Raw genomic sequence first — 21527 nt, forward strand, 5'->3', positions numbered from 1 at the left:
AGGGGCCCTCCCCGCGCTAGTAGCAACGTCCGAAGGGCATCGAACACGGGAGACCCAGGCATGGGCGAACGCATCACCATCACCGCCGCCGACGGCGGCAGCTTCAGCGCCTACGTGGCCCGGCCGGCGGCGGCCAAGGCCCCGGCGATCGTCGTGATCCAGGAGATCTTCGGGGTGAACCAGGTGATGCGCGACATCTGCGACGGCCTGGCGGCCCAGGGCTATCTGGCGGTCTGTCCCGATCTCTTCTGGCGGATCGAGCCCGGCATCGACATCACCGACAAGTCCGAGGCCGAGTGGAAGCGGGCCTTCGAGCTGTTCAACGCCTTCGACGTGGACCAGGGCCTGCGCGACATCCGCGCCACGATCGCCGAGGTCCGCGGGAACCCCGCCTGCAACGGCAAGGTGGGCGCGGTGGGCTACTGCCTGGGCGGCCTGCTGGCCTTCCTGACGGCGGCGCGCACCGACGCGGACGCGACGGTTTCGTACTACGGCGTGGGCATCGAGAGCCGGGTCGGCGAGGCCGACAAGCTGTCGCGGCCGCTGCTGATGCACATCGCCGAGGAGGACCAGTTCGTGCCCAAGGCGGCGCAGGAGCTGATCCTCAAGTCGCTGAAGAACCACCCGCTGATCGAGATCCACACCTATCCCGGCCGCGACCACGCCTTCGCGCGGGAGGGCGGCGAGCATTATCACGCCGGCGACGCGGCGACGGCGAACGCCCGCACCCTGGCCTTCTTCAAGAAGAACCTCGCCGAGAAGGCCGGGGCCTGATGCGCGCCGTCCAGTTCGCCCGCACCGGCGGGCCCGAGGTCCTGGAGCTGGTCGAGGTGGAGACGCCCGAGCCCGGCCCCGGCCAGGTGCGCGTCCGGCACGCGGCCTCGGGGATCAACTTCATCGACACCTACCAGCGGGGCGGCCTCTATCCGGTGAAGCTGCCCTGCATCCCCGGCGGCGAGGCGGCCGGGGTGGTGGACGCCGTGGGCGATGGCGTCACCCGCCTGAAGGCCGGCGACCGGGTGGCCTACCTGGGCGGCTTCGGCGGCTACGCCGAGGCCAATGTGGTCGCCGCCGAGCGGGCGGTGAAGGTCCCCGAGCAGGTCGACCTCAAGGTGGCCGCGGCCTCGTTCCTGAAGGGGATGACCGTCGAGGCCTTCGTCCGCCGGTGCTATCCGGTGCGGGCCGGCCAGTTCGTGCTGGTCCATGCCGCCGCCGGCGGGGTGGGCCAGATCATGGTCCAGTGGCTGAAGGCCATCGGGGCGGTGGTGATCGCCACGGTCGGTTCCGAGGCCAAGGCCGAGCGGGCCCGCGCGCTGGGCGCCGACCATGTGATCCTCTACCGCGAGCAGGACGTGGCCGCCGAGGTCCGCCGGATCACCGGCGGCCAGGGCGTGGCCGTGGCCTATGATTCCGTGGGCAAGGACACCTTCGAGGGCACGCTGGGCAGCCTCGCCCGCCGGGGCTGGTTCGTGGCCTTCGGCAACGCCTCGGGCCCGGCCCCGCCGGTGGATCCGCTGAGGCTGATGCGGGGCGGAAGCCTGGTGTTCACCCGGCCGACCCTGTTCGACTACGTGGCGACGCCCGAGGAGCTGGAGGCGAGCGCGGCGGCCCTGTTCGAGATGATCGCCACGGGCAGGGTCAAGATCGAGATCGGCCAGACCTTCGCGCTGGCCGACGCGCGCCAGGCCCACGAGGCCCTGGAGAGCCGGGCGACGGTCGGCGCGAGCCTGCTGGTTCCGTGAGCATCTTCCCTCCCCCTTGTGGGGAGGGACAGGCCGAAGGCCAGGGTGGGGGAGTCGGGACCGGGCGGGGCGGTTGGGGTTTGGCGGGCCGTCTGGACCGCGGCGTCCCGTGAGACCCTTCCCCACCCCGCCCGCCTGCCGGCGAGTCGTCCCTCCCCATCAAGGGAGGGAAAGGGCCCCTCTCTGTCGCGCAGGGAGAGGCACTCCCGTACGGTTGGCGGCGCTAATTTCGCGACAGAGGCGATTTTCCAAAGCGAAGGGGCTCCGGTCTTCCGAAGCCCCTGAAATCATTCAGCTTTTCAGAACACGAAAAAGCTAGGTGTTCATCGACTGGAAGAAGTCGTCGTTGTTCTTGGACTGGCGCAGCTTGTCGAGCAGGAACTCGATGGCGTCCTGGGCGCCCATGGGGTTCAGGATGCGGCGCAGGATGTAGGTCTTCTGGAGGTGCTCCTTCGGCGTGATGAGCTCCTCCTTCCGGGTGCCGGACTTCAGCACGTCGATGGCCGGGTAGATGCGCTTGTCGGCCACCTTGCGGTCCAGGACGATTTCCGAGTTACCCGTGCCCTTGAACTCTTCGAAGATGACTTCGTCCATCCGGCTGCCGGTGTCGATCAGCGCGGTGGCGATGATGGTCAGCGAGCCGCCCTCCTCGATGTTCCGGGCGGCGCCGAAGAAGCGCTTGGGCCGCTGCAGGGCGTTGGCGTCGACGCCGCCGGTCAGCACCTTGCCCGAGGAGGGCACCACGGTGTTGTAGGCGCGGCCGAGGCGGGTCACCGAGTCCAGCAGGATGACCACGTCGCGCTTGTGCTCGACCAGGCGCTTGGCCTTCTCGATGACCATCTCGGCCACCTGGACGTGGCGGGTCGCCGGCTCGTCGAAGGTGGACGAGATAACCTCGCCCTTCACCGTGCGCTGCATGTCGGTGACCTCTTCCGGGCGCTCGTCGATCAGGAGGACGATCAGGTAGCACTCGGGGTGGTTGGTCTCGATCGACTTGGCGATGTTCTGCAGCATGACCGTCTTGCCGACCCGCGGCGGGGCGGTGATCAGGCAGCGCTGGCCCTTGCCGAGGGGGGCGACGATGTCGATGACCCGGCCCGAGCGGTCTTTCAGGGTCGGATCGTCGATCTCCATCTTCAGCCGCTCGTCGGGATAGAGCGGGGTCAGGTTGTCGAACAGGACCTTGTGGCGGACGCTTTCGGGCGCCTCGAAGTTGATCTGGGTGACGGCGACGAGGGCGAAGTAGCGCTCGCCCTCCCGCGGGGCGCGGACGGCGCCGACCACCGAATCGCCGGTGCGCAGGCCGAACTTCCGGATCTGCGAGGGGCTGACGTAGATGTCGTCGGGGCCGGGCAGGTAGTTGGCCTCGGGGCTGCGCAGGAAGCCGAAGCCGTCCTGCACCACCTCGAGCGTGCCCGAGCCGGAGATCTCGACGCCCTCCTCGGCGAGCGTCTTGAGGATCGCGAACATCATGTCCTGCTTGCGCATGGAGTTCGCGTTCTCGACCTCGAGCTGCTCGGCGAAGCTGAGCAGGTCGGCCGGCGACTTGTCCTTCAGCTCCTGGAGGCTCATGCGGGTGAGCCCCATGGCGGCGATGGCCTTGGCGGCTTCCGACGGCTCGTCGGACGCCTCGTCGGCTTCGGCGGCGGCGTCGGCCTCCTCGGCCGCAGCCGCCTGCGCCTCAAGCTCGGGGATTTCGGTTTCCGGGGTCTCGGTTTCCGGGAAGTCCTGGGTGTCGTCTTGCATTTGAATCTACTTGGGAATTGGCGCGCGGCCGGACGGATTCCGGACGCGGGCCGGGAAGAAGCTGGCGGCGCCTGCGGAATGACCCCGGGGGGACGGCCTGGGGCGCCGATGTGGACGTTCTTGGGAGCCGGACCGCTGCGCGAGAGCCGCGCAGGGGGCGGCGGAAAGGCGGGGCGCGCCGCTTTCCGCGACGCGTGGGTCCAGCGGAACCACATGCCGCCCGGCCGGTCAAGCGGATCGGGCGTCACACGCTCATGTGGGGTGGCCGATGGGCCGGCGCCAGGGCTTCCCCTCAGCGGGCCCCGAACTGGAGGGTGACGGCGAGCACGGCGACGACGGCCAGCAGGAAGGGGATCTCGTTGGTGGCGCGCCAGAACCTGGCCGACTTCGGCCGCTGGCCGGCGGCGAACTTCTTCCGCGCCCCCGCCAGGAAGCCGTGCCAGCCGGAGAGCGCCGTCACCACCGCGAGCTTGGTCAGCATCCACGGCCGGAGGAGGAAGCCCCAGCCCTCGCCCGCCGCATAGACGTGCCAGAAGATCAGGGTGGCGCCGAGCAGCCAGGTGACCGTCATCGCCGGGTTGATGATGATCCTGAGGAGCTTGGCCTCCCACACCTGGAAGTGGGCGTCGAACGGGGTCCCGGGGGGCGCCGTCTCGGTGTGGTAGGCGTAGAGCCGGGGCAGGTACATCATGCCCGCCATCCAGGCGATCACGGCGATGATGTGCAGGCCGCGCAGCAGGTCGTAGCTCAGGAAGTCCGGCCAATTCATGCTTGTCTCTCCTCCCGGCAGGCGCACTTGCCATGTCCGGCCGGGCAGAGCCAGGGCCCGAACGGCGCGACCGGCGACCGCTCCGGGGCCGAGAGCACGGCGTCGGCCAGGGCGCTGATGAAACTCTCCGTCACCCCCGGCGCGGGCGCGCGCAGGTAGAAGGGCATGTCCAGGGACCTGGCCAGCGCCGCGTACTCGTGGTCGAGCTCGACCAGGGTCTCGACGTGCTCGGAGACGAAGGCGATGGGGCTGACCAGCACGCCCTTGCCGTCGGCGGCGGCCTGGCGGATGGCGTCCTCGGTGGCCGGCTCCAGCCACTTGAGCGGCCCCACCCGGCTCTGGAAGCAGACCTGCCAGTCGTCGATCCCGGGCAGGCGCTGGGCGACCGCCGCGGCCGTGGCCTCGACCTGGGCGCGGTAGGGGTCGCCTGCGTCCACAACCTTCTGCGGCAGACCGTGGGCCGAGAACAACAGCCTGACTTTCCTGGGCTTTCCGGACTTCTCCCAGGTCTCGCGGATGGTCTTCGCATAGGCTTCCACGACGCCCAGCGCGGTGGGATAGCAGCAGACCGTGCGGGTGCGGCCGGGGCCCCTGTAGACGCGGGCCCAGTCCTTCAGCGAGGAGGCCGTCGTCGTGGTCGAGAACTGCGGATAGAGCGGCAGCAGCACGATCTCGTCGGGCCGGAAGGCCGCCACCGCCTTCGCCGTCTGCTTCGCGAAGGGCTTCCAGTAGCGCATCGAGATGAAGACCTTCGCCTCGATGGCGGGCGCCCGGCGGGAAAGCTCGGCCTCCAGGGCGCGGGCCTGGGCTTCCGTCTCGGGCAGCAGGGGCGAGCGGCCACCCATGACCGCATAGTTGGCCTGGGCGGTCTTCTCCCGCGTCGTGGAGATCAGGGCCGCCAGCGGATAGCGGGCCACCGCCGGCAGGCCGATGATCGCGGGGTCCCGGAACAGGTTGAACAGGAACGGCCGCACGGCGTCCGGGCCGTCCGGTCCGCCCAGGTTGAAGAGGACGACGGCGAGCTTCTTCACCAGCGGGCCTTTCCGGTCACCCGCTCCACCGTGCGGGCGATGTGTTCGATGGGGGTGTCGGGCATGACGCCGTGGCCGAGGTTGAAGATCCAGGGGCCCTGGCCCCACTGTTCCAGGAGCTGGTCGACGCGGGCGTCGAGCGCCGGGCCGCCCGCCCGCAGCAGCAGGTTGTCGAGCGCGCCCTGGATGCAGCGGCCCTGGGCCTGGAGCCGGCGGCCCAAGGCGGCGGTGGCCTGGACATCCAGCGCGATCCCCTCGACCGGAACCCCTTCGGCGTAGGTCTCGACCTCGGCGCCCGCGCCCCTCGGGAAGCCGATGATCGGGGCGGTGACGCCCGCCGCGCGCACCTTCTCGACGATGGCCGCGTGGGGCCGCACGACGATCCGCTCGAAGACGTCCTCGGACAGCCCCTCGGCCCAGCTCTCGAACAGCTTCAGCGCCTGGGCCCCGGCCTTCGCCTGCATGACGAGGTAGCGGGCGGTGGCGTCCACCAGCACGTCCAGCAGGGCGTCGAGCTCGTCGGGATGTTCGTAGGCGTAGATCCGGGCGGCCTCGCGCTCGGAGCCCCTGCCCTCCAGCATGTAGGTGGCGACCGTCCAGGGGGCGCCGGCGAAGCCGATCAGGGCGCGGTCGGGCTCCAGCCCGGCGCGGACGCGGCTCAGGGTCTCGCCGACGGCGGCCAGGCGGCCGGTGGAGGCCTCGACCTCGCCGCGCAGGGCCTCGATGGTCGGCAACGGGCCGAGGCGCGGCCCCTCGCCCGCCTCGAACCACACCTTCTGGCCCAGCGCCAGCGGGATCAGCAGGATGTCGGCGAAGACGATGGCGGCGTCCATGGGAAAGCGGCGCATGGGCTGGAGCGTCGCCTCGGCGGCCATCTCCGGGTGCAGGCAGAAGGCGATGAAGTCGGGCGCCCTGGCGCGCAGCTCACGGTACTCCGGGAGCGACCGGCCGGCCTGGCGCATGAACCAGACGGGGGGCCGCTCCAGGGTCTCGCCGGCGAGGGCGCGGAGGAGCTTGGGCGTTGTCTGGATCATGCCGCCTTAAAGCGCGGGACGCCGGAAGGCTCAAGGCCCGGACGGGTCAGGATGGGTCCAGGAGGGGGACGCCCTTCCTCCCTCCAAACCTTAAGAATCCTGAAAAAGATTGGGACAGGAGAGGTTGGGCCTGTCGGCGGCGTGGATAACCCGGCGGCGCCCACGGCCGTCCGCAATTCCTCCCCAGCCTGTCCAGACCCGCCGGCGCCGGTTTTCCCGGCCTGTGGATGGCGGGGACAGCCCGCCAACCCCGCCTGCCGCCCTTAAGATTCCATTAACCTCCGGGGGTAGGAACGGGAGTCTCCGGCGCCCGGCGCCCCGGCTGTCGACAGCCTGGCCGGATCGGCGCCCCGGTCGCCGGGCCTGTTCGTTAATGAAGCGTAAACGGCCCATTTCGTCCCGCCTGTCCCCCGCCGGCCGGGAGGGACGGCTGACGCAACGGCTCTATCCCCATCGCCGTCCGCGTTCGCTAAGAGTGGGTCCACAGAATTCATCCCCAACTTCGTGGGCGCACCCTCCTTGCCGACATCCAGCCCGCCGCGGCTCGCCACCTACTTCCACGTCCACCTCGTGTCGGACTCCACCGGCGAGACGCTCAACGCCATGGCCCGCGCCGTGTGCGCCCGGTTCGAGAACGTCCTGCCGATCGAGCACATCTACGCCCTGGTCCGCTCCCAGCGGCAGCTCGAGCGGGCGTTGGGCGACATCCAGGAGGCGCCGGGCATCGTCCTGCACACCATCGTCGACGAGAAGCTGCGCCAGATGCTGGAGGACGGCTGCCGTCGCCTCGACATGCCCTGCATCCCGGCCCTCGACCCGCTGGTCAGCGCCATGCAGCGCTACCTGGGCGCGGCCACGACCAGCCGGGTCGGCGCCCACCTGCGGCTCGACAACGACTACTTCAACCGGATGGACGCGCTGAACTACGCCATCGGCCACGACGACGGCCAGGGGGGTCAGGACCTGGACCTGGCCGACGTGGTTCTGGTGGGCGTCTCGCGGACGTCCAAGACGCCCACCTGCATCTACCTGGCCCACCGGGGCATCCGGGCCGCCAATGTGCCGCTGGTCCCGGGACGGCCCGTGCCGGAGAAGCTGTTCACCATGAAGAACACGCTGATCGTGGGCCTCACCATCTCGCCCGACCGGCTGATCCAGATCCGCCGCAACCGGCTCCTCAGCCTGAAGGAGAACCGGGAGTCGAGCTACATCGACGTGGAGGCCGTGCGCGAGGAGATCATCCACGCCCGCCGGCTCTACGAGCGCCACGGCTGGCCGACCATCGATGTCACCCGCCGCTCGGTGGAGGAGACGGCCGCGGCGGTGCTGAACCTGCTGCACGGCGGGCATGGTCAGGTGGAGGTCCTGGGTTGAGCGTTCCCATCATCCTGGCGTCCAAGAGCGCCGCGCGCCGGTCGGTGCTGGACGGGGCCGCCGTGCCCTACGAGGCGGTCGGCGCCGGCGTGGACGAGGAGGCCGCCAAGGCCTCGCTCACCGCCGAGGGCGCGCGCCCCCGGGAGGTGGCCGACGCCCTGGCCGAGCTGAAGGCGATCAAGGTCTCCCGGGCGTGGCCCGGCGTCCTGGTGATCGGCGCCGACCAGACCCTGGAGCATCACAGGCGGCTCTACGACAAGGTCGACACGATCGAGGCCGCCCGCGAGCGCCTGAAGGCCCTGCGCGGGGAAGCCCACAAGCTGCATTCGGCGGTGGTCGTGGCCCGCGACGGGGAGCCGATCTGGCGCGAGGTCGTGAGCTGCACGCTCACCATGCGCAATTTCTCGGACGCCTTCCTGGAGGATTACCTCGCCCGCGACGGCGAGAAGTCCCTGGGCTCGGTGGGCTGCTACCGGCTGGAGGGCCCAGGCGCCCAGCTCTTCGACCGGATCGAAGGCGACTACTTCGCCATCCTGGGCCTGCCGCTGTGGGGCCTGCTGGACCTGCTGCGCCGCCACGGAGCCCTGCCAGAATGAACCCGGCCCGAACGAAGCCGCCGATCACCGGAAGAACCCTGGTCGCGGGCGTGGCGGGCCATCCCGTGCGCCACTCGCTCAGTCCCCTGATCCACAACGCCTGGCTGGAGGCGGCCGGCCTCGACGGGGTCTATGTGGCCTTCGCGCCGGACGCCGACCGCTTCGCGGTGTTCGTCGAGGCCTTCCGGGGCGGGGCGATCCGCGGGCTGAACGTCACCGTCCCGTTCAAGGAGGCGGCGCTGGCCTGCGCCGACGTGGTGAGCCCCAGGGCCGAGATGGCGGCGGCCGCCAACCTGCTGACGTTCGAAAGCGACGGGACCATCGCCGCCGACAACACCGACGGGATCGGCCTGCTGGGCGCCTTCGAAGCCCAGGCGCCGGGGTTCGATCCGAAGGCGGGACCCATCGCCGTGCTGGGCGCGGGCGGGGCGGCCCGCGGCGCGGTGGCGGCCCTGATCGCGGCCGGCGCGCCGCAGGTGCGGATCGTCAACCGGACGCTGGCCAAGGCCGAGGCGGTCGCCGGCGCGATCGGCCGCGGCGTCGTGGCCTGCCCGCTGCACGCGGCGGCCAGCGCCTTCGACGGCGTGAGCGCGGTCATCAACGCCACCTCGGCGGGGCTTGCGGGCGAGGGCATGCTGGACGCCCCGCTGGAGGCCGCGCCCGGGACGGCGGTGGTCATGGACATGGTCTACAAGCCCCTGGAGACGCCGTTCCTGGCCAAGGCCCGGGCGCTCGGCCGGCGCACGGTGGACGGGCTGGAGATGCTGGTCCGCCAGGCGGTCCCCTCGTTCGAGGCCTTCTATGGCGTCGCTCCGCCGACCGCCCAGGTGGACGTCCGCGCCCTGGCCCTGAAGGCGCTCGGCCAATGAAGATCATCGGCCTGACGGGCTCCATCGGCATGGGCAAGTCCACGACCGCGGCCATGTTCCGCGAGGCCGGCGTGCCGGTCTACGACGCCGACGCGGCGGTTCACGCCCTCTACGCCCCGGGCGGGGCGGCGGTGGGCCCCGTGGGCGAGGCCTTCCCCGGCGTGGTGAAGGACGGCGCGGTGGACCGCGAGGCGCTGCGCCAGAGGGTGCTGGGGAACCCCGAAGCCCTTCAGCGCCTGAACGCCATCGTCCATCCCCTGGTGGGCCTGGACCGCGCGTCCTTCTTCGAGAAGGCCAGGTCCGACGGCGCCGACATGGTGGTGCTGGACATCCCCCTGCTGTTCGAGACCGGCGGCGACAAGGCGGTGGACGCGGTGGTGGTGGCCTCGGCGCCGCCGCAGATGCAGCGCGAGCGCGTGCTGGCCCGCGAGGGCATGAGCCCGGAGCGGCTGGACGCCATCCTCGCCCAGCAGACCCCGGACGCGGAGAAGCGCGCCCGCGCGGACTTCGTGGTCGACACCGGCCGGGGGCTGGAGGCCGCCCGGGAACAGGTCGCCGAGATCATCGCGGCGCTGCGGAAAGCGGATTGAACCGCAGAAGACGCAGAAGGACGCAGAATGGGTTCGCGACCTAAGCTTCCGCGATTCCTGCGTTTTCCGCGGTTTCCAAGGATCGCCTGCGGCGGCTGGCCCGGCTTGAGGCGATTGAACCACGAAAGGCACGAAAATCACGAAAGGGCTTGGCCGGAGACCTTCGTGTTCCTTCGTGTTCTTCGTGGTCTGAAATCGACGGGCGCTGACGCGCCGCAGGGCGGCGGGACTGAAATCCGGCCGGCGAGGCCGGCCCGAGGGATAGACCACGGAATACACGGACCACACGGAAGTCGGGGCGAGCTAACCTTCTGTGTTTTCTGTGTATTCTGTGGTTCGTTATCTGGCCTGCGGCGCCAGTCCCGCTTGAGGCTTCGGGCGAAGCGGGGCATGGAAGGGACATGGCCCGCGAGATCGTCCTCGACACGGAAACCACCGGCTTCGACCCCAGGGCCGGCGACCGGCTGGTCGAGCTGGCCTGCCTGGAGATCGAGCACTTCGTCCCCACCGGCCGCAGCCTGCACGTCTACATCGACCCGTGCCGCGACATGCCCGCCGAGGCCGAGAAGATCCACGGCCTGTCGAGCGCCTTCCTGCGCGGCAAGCCGCGGTTCGAGCATCCCGAGGTGGTCGACGCCTTCCTGGACTTCATCGGCGACGCGCCGCTGATCGCCCACAACGCCGCCTTCGACCGGAGCTTCATCAACTGGGAGCTGACGAACTGCAGCCGGGCCGAGATCCCCGAGCACCGCTGGATCGACACGCTTGCCTTGGCCAAGCAGCGCTTCCCGGGGATGCACAACTCGCTCGACGCGCTCTGCAAGCGCTTCAAGATCTCGCTGGCCGAGCGGGAGAAGCACGGGGCGCTGATCGACACCAAGCTCCTGGCGGCGGTCTATCTGGAGCTGCGCGGCGGCCGCGAACGCCGCCTGGAGCTCACCGCCTCGGCGGCGGCCGGCGCGGTGCACGCCGCCACCCGCAACGCCTATGGCGCGCGGCCCCGGCCGCTGGCCCCGCTCTCCACCGAGGAGGAACGCGCGGCGCACGCCGCCTTCATCCGCGAGGTGGTCAAGAGCGAGGAGCTCTGGGGCAGGTTCGGGCTCTGACTTCCCTCCCTTAATGGGGAGGGTGGACGACGCGGAGCGCCGGACGGGTGGGGGAGTCACGACCGGACGCGGCGATCCGGGATTGGCGGGCCGTCCGAAACGCACCGCCCTACGAGACGCTTCCCCACCCCGCTCGCCTGCGGCGAGTCGTCCCTCCCCATTAAGGGAGGGAAGATACTAGGCGTGGCCGACCTGTTCCTGCTCCTGGGCCTTGCGCGCGGCGTAGACGCCGGCGAAGTCGATCGGGTCGAGCATGAAGGGCGGGAAGCCGCCTTCGGCCGTGACGTCGGCGATGATCCGGCGGGCGAAGGGGAAGAGGTAGCGCGGGCACTCGATGAGCAGCACCGGCTCCATCTCCTCGGCCGGGACGCCGGCGATCTGGAAGACGCCGCCGTAGAGCAGCTCGACCACGAACAGGGGGCCGTCGTCGCGCAGGGCCTTGGCCGAGAGCTTCAGGTCCACCTCGAACAGGCCGTCCTCGCGGCCCCGGGCGTTCATCTCGACGCCGAGGTCGATCTGCGGCTGGGCCTGGCTGGCGCGCAGCGCCTCGGGCGCGCGCGGGTTCTCGAACGACAGGTCGCGGATGAACTGGGCGAGGATGCGGATGCCGGGGCCCTCGGGCGCGCCCAGCGCGCCGGCGTCGGTTTCGGACATGGTTTGGCTTGAATCCTGTTGTAAACGCGGGAAAACGCGTCCTATCGGGCGGCCCGGCTAACATGGCGCCTCCGGGGATGCAACGCCGCCCCTGACGGCGGCGTTCGGGAAGCCTATATTGTGCCGCTGGACGACCCCCCTTCGTCCTCAACCAAGGCAGAGCGTTGCAAGTCCTCGAGCTGATCATCTTCGCCGGCCTCGCGGCCATCGTGCTCTACCAGCTCTACGCGGTGCTGGGCCGGCGCGTGGGACGCCAGCCGGAGGACCGGCCGGCCGCCGAAACGGCCCCGGGGCCGGTCCGCCAGGCGGACCGCGCCCCCGAACCCTATGAGGACGGCGTGGCGCTGACGGGCCTCGCCGCCGTGAAGGCGCTGGACCCCAGCTTCGATGTCGGCCACTTCCTGTCGGGCGCCAAGCAGGCCTACGAGATGATCGTGCGGGCCTTCGCCGAGGGCGACCGCGCCACGCTGAAGAACCTGCTGGCGCCGGACGTGTTCGCGAGCTTCGAGGCCGCCATCGCCCAGCGCGAGACCGAAGGGCGCACCGAGAGCGTCGAATTCTTCCACGCCCCGCGCGCCGACCTGGAGAAGGCCGACGTGGGCCCCGGCGACCTGGGCCGGGTGACCGTCCGCTTCCTGGCCGAGTTCCGCAGCCGCTCCAAGGGCCCCGAGGGCGAGGCCGTGGACGACCGCCGCACCGCCGAGCTGTGGACGTTCGAACGCGATCTCAAGAGCCGCGACCCCAACTGGACGCTGATCCACGTCGACGCCGCGGAGGCGTAGGGCCTTGAACATGCGTCCGGTTCGGGCGGTCCTTCCGGCCGCTCTCCTGGCTGGTCTGATCCTCGCCGCCTGCGCCACGCCCGGAGAGCCCCCGGGCGGCCCTCCGCCAGCCGCCCCGCGGCCCCCGCCGCAGGCCCCGACAGAGCCGCCCACGCCGGCGCCGCCGAGGCGCCTGGCGCTCGCCGAACTGCCCGGCTGGGAGGCCGAGGACCACCTCGCCGCCTTCCAGGCCTGGCGGCGGACCTGCCACGCCGCGCGCACCGACGCGCTCAGGGCGGCCTGCGCGCGGGCGGCGATCCGCGAGCCGCGCACCGGTCCCGAGGCCCGCGCCTTCCTGGAAGCCAACTTCGAGGCCCTGCCCTTGCCGGCCGAGGGCGTTCTGACCGCCTATTTCGCCCCCGTCTACGAGGCGCGCCGGACGCGGGACGCCGAGTTCAGCGCGCCGGTGCGGCCCAGGCCCGCCGACCTGCTCCCCGGAGCCGGCCCCTACGCCGAACGCACCGAGATCGAGGCCCGTCCCCCGACCGACGCGCTCGCCTGGATGCGGCCCGAGGAGCTGTTCTTCCTGCAGATCCAGGGCTCGGGGGTGCTGACCTTCGAGGACGGGAGCCGGATGAAGGCGCTCTACGCCGCCAACAACGGCCGGCCGTTCGTGGGCGTGGCCAACGCCATGCGCGAGCGGGGGCTGCTGCCGCCAGACGGCGCCTCGGGCGAGGCGATCCGGCTGTGGCTGGCCGCCAACCGGGGGCCGGCCGCCGACGAGATCATGCGGCTCAACCCGCGCTACGCCTTCTTCCGGCTGGCGCCCGACGACGGCAAGCCGCCGGTGGGCGCGGCGGGCGTGCCCCTGCCGGCCGGGCGGGCGATCGCCGTCGACCCGGCGTTCAACACCTATGGCGAGGTCTTCTGGCTGGACGCCGAGGCGCCGCTGCTGGCCGGCGCCTTCCCCGCCTACCGGCGCATGGTGACGGCGCTGGACACCGGCGGGGCCATCAAGGGCCAGGTGCGCGCCGACCTCTACCTGGGCGAGGGTCCGGCGGCGGGCGCGGAGGCGGGCCGGGTGCGGCATGTGCTGCGGATGTACCGGCTGGTCCCGCGATGAAACGGCCGCTGAAGCCGGAGGAGCAGAGGATCTGGTCGCTGGTGGCGGCCACGGTCCATCCCCTTCCCGGCCGGGCGACTCCCAAGGGGCCTTCGGCGCAAACGCCCGCCCAAGGCCTCGACGCGCCGGCGCGGATCGACCCGAGGACCCTCCCGCCCAAGGCCCCGGCCAGCACGCGGGAGGGCGTCGATCCCATCGAGCCCAACCGCAAGCACCGCATCGCCCGCGAACGCGACCCCATCGGCGGGCGCATCGACCTGCATGGGATGACCCAGGACCGGGCGCGCGCGGCGCTGGAGCGCTTCCTGGCCCGGTCGTGGGACGACGGCTGCCGCTCGGTGCTGGTGATCACCGGCAAGGGGGTGCAGGGCGACGGGGTGCTGCGCCGGGCCGCCCCCGAATGGCTGGCCGCCCCGCACCTGGCGCACATCGTGGCCGGGGTCTCGGAAGCCCACCGCCGCCACGGCGGGGCGGGCGCGCTCTATGTGGCGCTGAAGCGGAAGCCGAGGGGGGGTGAGATGCTCCCCCACAGGGGGAGCTGTCGCGGAGCGGCAGAGGGGGTTGAGGGTCGAGGCTCGTGGGCCCCCGGCCCTTCGGGCCGCCTCCCCCTGCGGCGGAGGATGGGGCTAGCCCTTGCGCGCGGCCTTCTCGGCCAGGCCCGAGGTCCCTTCGCGGGCCTCCAGGCGTTCGGCCACCTCGTCGAGGGAGACGCCGGCGGCGGCCAGCACCACCAGCCAGTGGTAGACGAGGTCGGCGCTCTCGGCGGTGAGCGCGTCGCGGTCCCCCTGCGCGGCGGCGATGACGGTCTCCACCGCCTCCTCGCCCAGCTTCTTGGCGGCGCGGTCGAGGTCGGCGAGGAGCTGGGCCGTGTAGGACTTGGACGCATCCGCGCCCCGGCGGCTCTCGATGGTGGCGGCGAGGCGGCCGATGACCTGGGCGAAGCGCTGGTGTCCCATCAGGCGGCGAGCTCCGTGCGGCGGACGGGGATGCCGGCGGCGGCCATGGCGGCCTTCACCTCGCCGATCGAGACCTCGCCGAAGTGGAAGATCGAGGCGGCTAGCACGGCGTCGGCCCCGGCCCGGACGGCGTCGACCATGTGCCGGGCGTTCCCGGCCCCGCCCGAGGCGATCACCGGCACGCCGACGGCCTGGGTCACCTCGCGCAGCAGGTCGAGGTCGTAGCCGGTCTTGGCCCCGTCGCGGTCCATGGAGGTGAGCAGGATCTCGCCCGCGCCGTGCTTCACGACGTCCCGGGCGTAGTCCACCACGTCGAGGCCGGTGTCCTCGCGGCCTCCGTAGATGAACACGCGCCAGCGGTCGGCCACCTTCTTGGCGTCGATGGCCACCACCGTCGCCTGGGACCCGAAGGCGTCGGCGCAGCCCGAGATGAGCGCGCGGTCCTTCACGGCGGCGGTGTTGACGCTGATCTTGTCGGCCCCGGCCAGCAGCAGGCGCCGGGCGTCCTCCACCGTGCGGATGCCGCCGCCCACCGACAGCGGCATGAAGCAGACGTCGGCCGTGCGGGCCACCACGTCGAGGATCGTGCCGCGGTTCTCATGGCTGGCGGTGATGTCGAGGAACATCAGCTCGTCGGCGCCGGCGGCGTCATAGGCCCGGGCCTGCTCCACCGGATCGCCGGCGTCGCGCAGGGAGACGAACTGCACGCCCTTCACGACGCGCCCGTCCTTCACGTCGAGGCACGGAATGACGCGTACGTTGAGCATCAGGCGGCCACCTGCAGGGCCTGGGCCGGGTCGATGGCGCCGTTGTAGAGCGCCCGGCCGAGGACGGCGCCGGCGATCGGCGTGCCCTTGCGGGCCTTCAGGCGCACGAGGTCGTCCACCGAGGCCAGGCCGCCGGCGGCGATGACGGGGATCGAGACCGCGTCGGCCATGGCGCCGAAGGCCTCGACGTTGAAGCCCATGACCGTGCCGTCGCGGTCGATGTCGGTGACGATCAGGGCGGCGACGCCCACGTCCTCGAAGCGCCGGGCCACGGTGATGGCGTCGAGGTCGCTGTCGGCGGTCCAGCCCTGGACGGCCACCTTGCCGGCGCGCACGTCGACGCTGACGGCGATCTGTTCGGGGAACAGGCGCGCGGCCTCGCGCACCACCTCGGGCTCCTTCACCGCGAGCGTGCCCAGGATGACGCGGGAGACGCCCGCCTCGATCCAGCGCTCGATGTCGGCCAGGCTGCGGATGCCGCCGCCGAGCTGCACGGGGATGGAGACGGCCGAGAGGATGGACTCGACGGCGGCGGCGTTGACCGCCTTGCCCTGCACGGCCCCGTTCAGGTCGACGACGTGGACCCAGTGGAAGCCGGCCTGGGCGAAGCTCCTGGCCTGGGCGCCGGGGTCGGTGTTGAACACCGTGGCCGTGGAGAGGTCGCCGTGCAGGACGCGCACGCACTGGCCGTCCTTCAGGTCGATCGCGGGATAGAGGATCAAGGGCGCCACTCCAGGAAATCGGCGAGGAGGGAGAGGCCGGCGCCTTGCGACTTCTCCGGGTGGAACTGCACGCCCGCCATGTTCGCGCGGACGACGGCCGCCGGGAAGCGTCCGCCGTGGTCCACATAGGCGGCCACGTCCTTCGAGTCTTGCGGGAAGAAGGCGAAGGAGTGGGTGAAATAGACCGGGCGCCCGTCCTTCAGGCTGCGGAACAGCGGGTGGTCGACCACGTCGAGCAGGGCGTTCCAGCCCATGTGCGGGACCTTGGCGGCCGGATCGGCGGGTTCGATGCGGCGCACGTCGCCGGGAATCCAGCCCAGGCCCGCCGTCTCGCCGAACTCCAGCCCGCGCGTGGCCATGAGCTGCATGCCCACGCAGATGCCGAGGAAGGGGACGCCGCGGCCCCGGACGGCCTGCGTCATCGCCTCGACCACGCCCTCGCGCGCCTGGAGCGCGGCCATGCAGGCGGCGAAGGCGCCCACGCCCGGCAGCACCACCCGGTCGGCGGCGGCGATGACCCGCGGATCGCTGGTCACGACGATGTCCGCCCGGCCGTCGGCGGCGCGGACGAGGGCCTTCTCGGCCGAGCGAAGGTTGCCCGACCCGTAGTCGATCAGGGCGACGCTCTGCATGGGATCAGTCGAGTCCTTTCCTGTCACGCGGCCGGGCGGAAAACCGGCTCCCACTTTTCCTGGCCGTCGTGACTAGAGCACGCCCTTGGTGGAAGGCGCGTGGCCGTGGGTCTTGGGGTCGAGCTCGACGGCCTGGCGCAGCGCCCGGGCCAGCGCCTTGAAGCCGCTCTCGGCCACGTGGTGGGAATTGGTTCCGTACAGGCACTCCAGATGCACGCACGCCCCGGCGTTCATGGCGAAGGCGTGGTGGAACTCCTTGAAGAGCTCGGTGTCCATGTCGCCGACCTTGGGGGTGCGGAAGTCCACCTTCCAGATCAGGTAGGGCCGGTTGGAGAGGTCGATGGCGCAGCGCGACAGGGTCTCGTCCATGGGGATGTAGGCGTGGCCGAAGCGGCGCACGCCCTTGAAGCCGTCGAGGGCCTGCTTGAACGCCTGGCCGATGACGATGCCGGTGTCCTCGACCGTGTGGTGCATGTCGATGTGCAGGTCGCCCTTGGTCTCGACCTTGAGGTCGAAGCCGCCGTGGCGGGCGAAGCTCTCCAGCATGTGGTCGAAGAAGCCGATCCCGGTGGAGATTTCGGACACGCCGGTCCCGTCCAGATCGAGGCTCACCCGGATCTGGGTCTCCTTGGTGTCGCGGCGGACGTCGGCCGTGCGGCTCATAACCCTCAGTATCCCTTGGCGGCCGCCAGGTCCTTGAGCGGAACCTGCGGCCGGGGGCCGTAGTGCGAGATCACCTCGGCCGCCGCCAGCGAGGCCAGCTTGCCGCACTGCTGCAGCGGCCGCCCCCGGGAAAGGCCGAACATGAACCCGGCTGCGTATTGGTCGCCCGCGCCCGTCGTGTCCACGACTTTCTCCACGGGCTCGGCCGCGACCGAAAGCCTCTCGCCCCGCGAGAGGATCACCGAGCCCCGCTCGCTGCGGGTGACGGCGGCGAGGCTCACGCGCTCGCGCAGGGCCGAGACGGCCTGATCGAAGCTGTCGGTCTGGAAGAGGGCGGTGACCTCGGCCTCGTTGGCGAAGAGGAGGTCCACCTGGTTCTCGATGAAGCCCAGCAGGGCGGCGCGGTGGCGCTCGACCACGAAGCTGTCGGACAGCGTCAGCGCGATCATCCGGCCCGAGCCGTGGGCCAGGGCGGCGGCCTTGGCGAAGGCCCGCCGGGCGGCCTCGGCGTCGAACAGATAGCCTTCGAGGTAGACGATCTTCGAGGCCTCGATGACGGCGGGCTCCACGTCGTCGTCGGTGAATTCCACCGACGCGCCCAGGAAGGTGCACATGGTGCGCTGGCCGTCGGGGGTGACGTTGATCATCGAGACGGCGGTGGCCGGGCCGCCCACGAGCGGGGCGTTCTCGAAGCGGGCGCCGATGGCCCGCATGTCGTGGGCGAAGACGGCGCCGAGCTGGTCGTCGGCCACCTTGCCCATGAAGGCGCCCTTGCCGCCGAAGCTGGCGAGGCCGGCGATGGTGTTGGCCGCCGAGCCGCCCGAGGCCTCCAGGCCTGGCTGCATCTTCGAATACAGCGCCTGGCTCCGCTGCTGGTCGACCAGCATCATGGCGCCCTTGTCGAGCCCCTGCTCCACGATCCATTCGTCGGTGGCCGGCGCGATCACGTCGACGATGGCGTTGCCGATGGCGGCGACGTCGTAGAGCTCTGGCATTGCTGGACTTCTTCCCCCGGGCAGGCGCGTGCGGGCCGATTACAGGCAAAGGCCGCCCGCGGCTAGGTCCCGATGAACAGATGCCGCGAGGGGCAGAGGTCGGCGACGGGGCACTGCCCGCACTTCGGGCGCCTCGCCGTGCAGGTGTAGCGGCCGTGCAGGATCAGCCAGTGGTGGGCGCGGGTGAGGTAGGGCTCGGGGATCGTCGCCAGCAGGTCGGCCTCGACCGCGTCGGGGGTCTTGCCGTCGGACAGCCCCAGCCGGTGCGAGACGCGGAAGACGTGGGTGTCGACGGCGACGGCGGGCTCGACGCCGAGCTCGTTCAGCACCACCGAGGCGGTCTTGCGGCCGACCCCCGGCAGGGCCTGGAGCTTGTCCCGTTCCAGGGGCACCTCGCCGCCGTACTGCTCGACGAGGATGCGGGACAGCGCGATGACGTTCTTCGCCTTGGTGTTGAAGAGGCCGATGGAGGAGATGAAGGGCTTCAGGCCCTCCTCGCCCAGGGCCAGCATCTTCTCCGGCGTGTCGGCGACGGCGAACAGCTTCGCCGTGGCCTTGTTCACCGAGACGTCGGTGGCCTGGGCCGACAGCGCCACGGCGACCACCAGGGTGTAGGGGCTCGAATAGTCCAGCTCGGTGCGCGGATCGCTCTCCAGCGACTCGAAGCGGGAGAACAGCTCGACGAGACGGGCCTGTTCGGCGGGTTTCAGGGTCTTGCGGGAGCGCCTGGCCATGGGGGCGGAAGATGGCGCGCGCCGGCTTCTCCCGCCAGGGGGGAAGGGGCTATGCTGGCGGGACCATGATGTCGGCCCTCTACATGGACGCGGAGATCAAGCCGAACCGCTCGCTGTCCGAGCGGGGGTTCATCCTGCTGATCAGCGTCGTCACGGTGGCCAACGTGGCCTCGGCGGCGGTGTTCATGCGGATGGGCGCCCACTTCGTGCCGCTGTTCCTGGGGATCGACCTCGTGGCCATCGTCGTGGCCTTCCTGGCGAGCTTCCGGGCGGCCCGCAACGTCGAGCGGGTGCGGGTGACGCCGCACCAGGTGGTGGTGACCTACGAGACGCCGCGCTGGTCGCGGGTGGTCTGGGAAAGCCCCACCGCCTTCACCCGCGTGAACGTCGAAACCGACGCGCAGGACGGGCGGGTCCTGGGCCTGAGGCTGGCGCTGTCGGGCCGGGAGACGCCGGTGGCCGCGGCGCTCAGCCCCGGGGAGCGGGCCGAGTTCGCCCGGGCCCTGGAGGACGCCATCTGGCGGGCCAAGCGCGGCCGCTGAGGGCCCGGGCCGCGCCCTAGGCGCCCTCGACGGCGGCCTTCAGGGCCGCCAGCCGCCGGTCGTCGGCCGGATGGGTGGAGAGCACCTCCGGCGGCTGGGCCTGGGACCGGCCGGCCATGCGCTCCCAGAAGGTGACGGCGGCCCGCGCGTCGAGGCCGGCCTTGCGCATCAGCTCGACGCCCACGCGGTCGGCCTCCAGCTCGTGCTTGCGCGAATAGGGCAGGATGACGCCGAACACCGCGCCCATGCCGAGCGCCGCGCCGATCTCGTCGGTCCATTCGCCGGCGCTGTCCGAGACCAGCATCTGCGCGATGGCGACGCCCGCCTGGGCGGCGAGCTCGTGGCTGACCCGCTCGGCGGGGTGGCGGGCGACGATGTGGCCGATCTCGTGACCCAGCACCGAGCCGATCTCGTCGTCGGAGCCCGCGAACTCGAAGAGGCCCCGGAAGAAGCCCACCCTGCCGTTCGGCAGGACGAAGGCGTTGAACTCCGGGCTGTCCAGCACCGTGAAGGACCAGGGAAGGTCCTCGCGGCCGGCGGCCTTCACCAGCGGCGCGCCGATCCGGGCGAGGCGCGCCTGGACCGCCGGATCGCGCACGGGCGGGACCTTGGCGGCGATCTCGCGCCAGGCCTGGTCGGCCATGGCGGAAAGCTGGCCGTCGTCCACCAGCACGAGCTGGCTGCGGCCGGTGGCGGCGTTCTCGGTGCAGGCGGCGAGCGACAGCGCGCCCAGCCCCGTCAGCAGACCCCGCCGCGAGAAGCAGACACCACACATGCCGCGGCCTACAGGATGAACTTCGAGAGGTCGGCGTCGCCCGCGAGCTCGCCGATCCGGCCCTTCACGTAGGCGGCGTCGATCGTCACCGTCTCGCCGGAGCGGTCGGCGGCGGTGAAGCTGATCTCCTCCAGCACCTTCTCGAGCACGGTCTGGAGCCGGCGGGCGCCGATGTTCTCCACCGCCCCGTTGACGGTGACGGCCGCGTCGGCCAGCGCGTCGATGGCGTCCTCGGTGAAGGCGAGCGTCACGCCCTCGGTGGCGAGCAGGGCCTGGTGCTGACGGATCAGGTTCGCCTCGGGCTCGGTCAGGATGCGCCGGAAGTCGTCGCGGGTCAGGGCCTTCAGCTCCACGCGGATCGGCAGGCGGCCCTGCAGCTCAGGCAGGAGGTCGGAGGGCTTGGCCACATGGAAGGCGCCTGAGGCGATGAACAGGATGTGGTCGGTCTTCACCGGCCCGTGCTTGGTGGAGACGGTGGTCCCCTCGATCAGCGGCAGCAGGTCGCGCTGCACGCCTTCGCGGCTGACGTCGGCGCCGGCCCGGTCGGAGCGGCTGGCCACCTTGTCGATCTCGTCGAGGAAGACGATGCCCTGGTTCTCGGCCAGTTCCAGGGCCTCCTGGGTCAGGGCCTCCTGGTCGAGCAGCTTGTCGCTCTCCTCGGCGATCAGCGGGGCCCAGGCGCCCGAGACGGTGGTCTTGTGGACCTTGGTCCGCCCGCCGAAGGCCTTGCCGAACATGTCGCCCAGATTGAGCACGCCCATGGACGCGCCGGGCTGGCCGGGGATCTCCACCTGGCCGAAGGGCGAGGTGGTGTCGGCCATCGTGAGCTCCACCTCCTTGTCGTCCAGCTCGCCGGCCCGCAGCTTCCTGCGGAAGGCCTCGCGGGCGGCGGTGGAGCCGGGGCCGGTGAGGGCGTCCAGGATGCGTTCCTCGGCGGCGGCCTCGGCCCGGGCGCGCACGGCGGCGCGGCGCTTCTCGCGGACCATCTGCATGGCGCTTTCCACGAGGTCGCGGACGATCTGGTCCACGTCGCGGCCGACGTAGCCGACCTCGGTGAACTTGGTGGCCTCGACCTTCAGGAAGGGCGCCTGGGCGAGCTTCGCCAGCCGGCGGGCGATCTCGGTCTTGCCGACGCCGGTGGGCCCGATCATCAGGATGTTCTTGGGCGTCACCTCGTCGCGCAGGTCGTCGGGCACGCGCCGGCGGCGCCAGCGGTTGCGCAGGGCCACGGCCACGGCGCGCTTGGCCTCGGGGTGGCCGACGATGAAACGATCCAGCTCGGAAACGATCTCGCGGGGGGAAAACTCGGTCATGTCGCCCGCTAGATAGTCATGAATCCGCGCGCG

At 71.3% G+C, this 21527-nt stretch carries 24 protein-coding genes and 1 pseudogene; 11 read left to right on the plus strand and 14 right to left on the minus strand.

What is annotated here, in order from left to right; genetic code table 11:
• Positions 1–60 precede the first annotated feature (60 nt).
• Both ACK4TT_RS12540 and ACK4TT_RS12545 read left to right on the plus strand, forming a co-directional pair.
• Positions 61–774 carry a dienelactone hydrolase family protein gene (locus ACK4TT_RS12540; protein ID WP_409633413.1) on the plus strand — a complete coding sequence of 238 codons (714 nt, stop codon included), beginning with the start codon at positions 61–63 and terminating at the stop codon, positions 772–774.
• Positions 774–1742 carry a quinone oxidoreductase family protein gene (locus ACK4TT_RS12545; protein WP_409633415.1) on the plus strand — a complete coding sequence of 323 codons (969 nt, stop codon included), beginning with the start codon at positions 774–776 and terminating at the stop codon, positions 1740–1742. Before ACK4TT_RS12540 ends, ACK4TT_RS12545 begins: the two co-directional genes overlap by 1 nt.
• A 315-nt stretch (positions 1743–2057) precedes the next feature.
• Here ACK4TT_RS12545 and rho read toward each other — a convergent pair whose 3' ends face one another.
• The 4 genes from rho to hemE all read right to left on the minus strand — a co-directional run bounded on the left by rho (position 2058) and on the right by hemE (position 6322).
• Complete coding sequence (gene rho, locus ACK4TT_RS12550; protein ID WP_409633417.1) at positions 2058–3488, minus strand: transcription termination factor Rho; 1431 nt, start codon at positions 3486–3488, stop codon at positions 2058–2060.
• 292 nt (positions 3489–3780) lie between these two features.
• The gene (locus tag ACK4TT_RS12555) at positions 3781–4257 is read right to left on the minus strand and encodes a CopD family protein (protein WP_410213072.1); all 477 of its coding nucleotides are present in this window, start codon (positions 4255–4257) and stop codon (positions 3781–3783) included.
• Positions 4254–5291, minus strand: a complete 1038-nt coding sequence (hemH, locus tag ACK4TT_RS12560; RefSeq protein ID WP_410213090.1) for a ferrochelatase — start codon at positions 5289–5291, stop codon at positions 4254–4256. Before hemH ends, ACK4TT_RS12555 begins: the two co-directional genes overlap by 4 nt.
• Positions 5285–6322, minus strand: a complete 1038-nt coding sequence (hemE, locus tag ACK4TT_RS12565) for a uroporphyrinogen decarboxylase (protein ID WP_409633421.1) — start codon at positions 6320–6322, stop codon at positions 5285–5287. Before hemE ends, hemH begins: the two co-directional genes overlap by 7 nt.
• 492 nt (positions 6323–6814) lie before the next feature.
• Between hemE and ACK4TT_RS12570 the strand changes: the two genes are divergently transcribed.
• The 5 genes from ACK4TT_RS12570 to dnaQ all read left to right on the plus strand — a co-directional run bounded on the left by ACK4TT_RS12570 (position 6815) and on the right by dnaQ (position 10857).
• Positions 6815–7696: a pyruvate, water dikinase regulatory protein gene (locus ACK4TT_RS12570; RefSeq protein ID WP_409633800.1), complete on the plus strand. Its 882-nt coding sequence runs from the start codon at positions 6815–6817 to the stop codon at positions 7694–7696.
• Entirely contained in the window at positions 7693–8292 is a 600-nt protein-coding gene (locus tag ACK4TT_RS12575) for a Maf family protein (protein ID WP_410213073.1), read from the plus strand. Before ACK4TT_RS12570 ends, ACK4TT_RS12575 begins: the two co-directional genes overlap by 4 nt.
• Positions 8289–9161: a shikimate dehydrogenase gene (gene aroE / locus ACK4TT_RS12580; protein WP_409633425.1), complete on the plus strand. Its 873-nt coding sequence runs from the start codon at positions 8289–8291 to the stop codon at positions 9159–9161. Before ACK4TT_RS12575 ends, aroE begins: the two co-directional genes overlap by 4 nt.
• Positions 9158–9751, plus strand: coding sequence for a dephospho-CoA kinase (coaE, locus tag ACK4TT_RS12585; protein WP_409633427.1), 594 nt, complete (start codon positions 9158–9160; stop codon positions 9749–9751). Before aroE ends, coaE begins: the two co-directional genes overlap by 4 nt.
• A 401-nt stretch (positions 9752–10152) precedes the next feature.
• Entirely contained in the window at positions 10153–10857 is a 705-nt protein-coding gene (gene dnaQ / locus ACK4TT_RS12590) for a DNA polymerase III subunit epsilon (protein ID WP_409633429.1), read from the plus strand.
• A gap of 177 nt (positions 10858–11034) precedes the next feature.
• Here the strand turns inward: dnaQ and secB are convergent, their stop codons facing one another.
• Complete coding sequence (gene secB / locus ACK4TT_RS12595; protein ID WP_409633431.1) at positions 11035–11511, minus strand: protein-export chaperone SecB; 477 nt, start codon at positions 11509–11511, stop codon at positions 11035–11037.
• A 164-nt stretch (positions 11512–11675) separates the two neighbouring features.
• Here secB and timA point away from each other — a divergent pair, with 164 nt between their 5' ends.
• The 3 genes and pseudogenes from timA to ACK4TT_RS12610 form a co-directional block, all read left to right on the plus strand.
• Complete coding sequence (gene timA, locus ACK4TT_RS12600; RefSeq protein WP_409633433.1) at positions 11676–12293, plus strand: TIM44-related membrane protein TimA; 618 nt, start codon at positions 11676–11678, stop codon at positions 12291–12293.
• A 10-nt stretch (positions 12294–12303) separates the two neighbouring features.
• Positions 12304–13395 (plus strand): MltA domain-containing protein, encoded by a 1092-nt coding sequence (locus ACK4TT_RS12605; protein ID WP_409633802.1) that lies wholly within the window; start codon positions 12304–12306, stop codon positions 13393–13395.
• A gap of 266 nt (positions 13396–13661) precedes the next feature.
• Positions 13662–13832: pseudogene (locus tag ACK4TT_RS12610) on the plus strand (Smr/MutS family protein); the annotation flags it as partial.
• A 189-nt stretch (positions 13833–14021) separates the two neighbouring features.
• On the opposite strand, the gene ACK4TT_RS12615 reads toward ACK4TT_RS12610, so the two are convergent.
• The 7 genes from ACK4TT_RS12615 to nth all read right to left on the minus strand — a co-directional run bounded on the left by ACK4TT_RS12615 (position 14022) and on the right by nth (position 18864).
• Entirely contained in the window at positions 14022–14351 is a 330-nt protein-coding gene (locus ACK4TT_RS12615; protein ID WP_409633437.1) for a phosphoribosyl-ATP diphosphatase, read from the minus strand.
• Positions 14351–15118 carry an imidazole glycerol phosphate synthase subunit HisF gene (hisF, locus tag ACK4TT_RS12620; RefSeq protein WP_409633439.1) on the minus strand — a complete coding sequence of 256 codons (768 nt, stop codon included), beginning with the start codon at positions 15116–15118 and terminating at the stop codon, positions 14351–14353. Before hisF ends, ACK4TT_RS12615 begins: the two co-directional genes overlap by 1 nt.
• Positions 15118–15840 carry a 1-(5-phosphoribosyl)-5-[(5-phosphoribosylamino)methylideneamino]imidazole-4-carboxamide isomerase gene (gene hisA, locus ACK4TT_RS12625; RefSeq protein ID WP_409633441.1) on the minus strand — a complete coding sequence of 241 codons (723 nt, stop codon included), beginning with the start codon at positions 15838–15840 and terminating at the stop codon, positions 15118–15120. The genes hisF and hisA overlap by 1 nt, the downstream gene beginning before the upstream one ends.
• Positions 15837–16472 (minus strand): imidazole glycerol phosphate synthase subunit HisH, encoded by a 636-nt coding sequence (gene hisH, locus ACK4TT_RS12630; protein WP_410213074.1) that lies wholly within the window; start codon positions 16470–16472, stop codon positions 15837–15839. Before hisH ends, hisA begins: the two co-directional genes overlap by 4 nt.
• A 72-nt stretch (positions 16473–16544) precedes the next feature.
• On the minus strand, positions 16545–17135 hold the full coding sequence (gene hisB / locus ACK4TT_RS12635) for an imidazoleglycerol-phosphate dehydratase HisB (RefSeq protein ID WP_409633445.1): 591 nt from the start codon (positions 17133–17135) through the stop codon (positions 16545–16547).
• A gap of 5 nt (positions 17136–17140) precedes the next feature.
• Positions 17141–18130: an adenosine kinase gene (locus ACK4TT_RS12640; protein WP_409633447.1), complete on the minus strand. Its 990-nt coding sequence runs from the start codon at positions 18128–18130 to the stop codon at positions 17141–17143.
• 62 nt (positions 18131–18192) lie between these two features.
• Complete coding sequence (gene nth, locus ACK4TT_RS12645) at positions 18193–18864, minus strand: endonuclease III (RefSeq protein WP_409633449.1); 672 nt, start codon at positions 18862–18864, stop codon at positions 18193–18195.
• Positions 18865–18932: 68 nt separating this feature from the next.
• Between nth and ACK4TT_RS12650 the strand changes: the two genes are divergently transcribed.
• Complete coding sequence (locus ACK4TT_RS12650) at positions 18933–19406, plus strand: DUF2244 domain-containing protein (protein ID WP_410213075.1); 474 nt, start codon at positions 18933–18935, stop codon at positions 19404–19406.
• A gap of 16 nt (positions 19407–19422) precedes the next feature.
• Here the strand turns inward: ACK4TT_RS12650 and ACK4TT_RS12655 are convergent, their stop codons facing one another.
• Together ACK4TT_RS12655 and hslU are read right to left on the minus strand one after the other, a co-directional pair.
• The gene (locus ACK4TT_RS12655) at positions 19423–20181 is read right to left on the minus strand and encodes a M48 family metallopeptidase (protein WP_409633453.1); all 759 of its coding nucleotides are present in this window, start codon (positions 20179–20181) and stop codon (positions 19423–19425) included.
• Positions 20182–20189: 8 nt separating this feature from the next.
• Positions 20190–21494 (minus strand): ATP-dependent protease ATPase subunit HslU, encoded by a 1305-nt coding sequence (gene hslU, locus ACK4TT_RS12660; RefSeq protein WP_409633455.1) that lies wholly within the window; start codon positions 21492–21494, stop codon positions 20190–20192.
• Positions 21495–21527: the final 33 nt, after the last annotated feature.

It is taken from the genome of Phenylobacterium sp., from assembly GCF_046463815.1.
Lineage (GTDB): Bacteria > Pseudomonadota > Alphaproteobacteria > Caulobacterales > Caulobacteraceae > Phenylobacterium.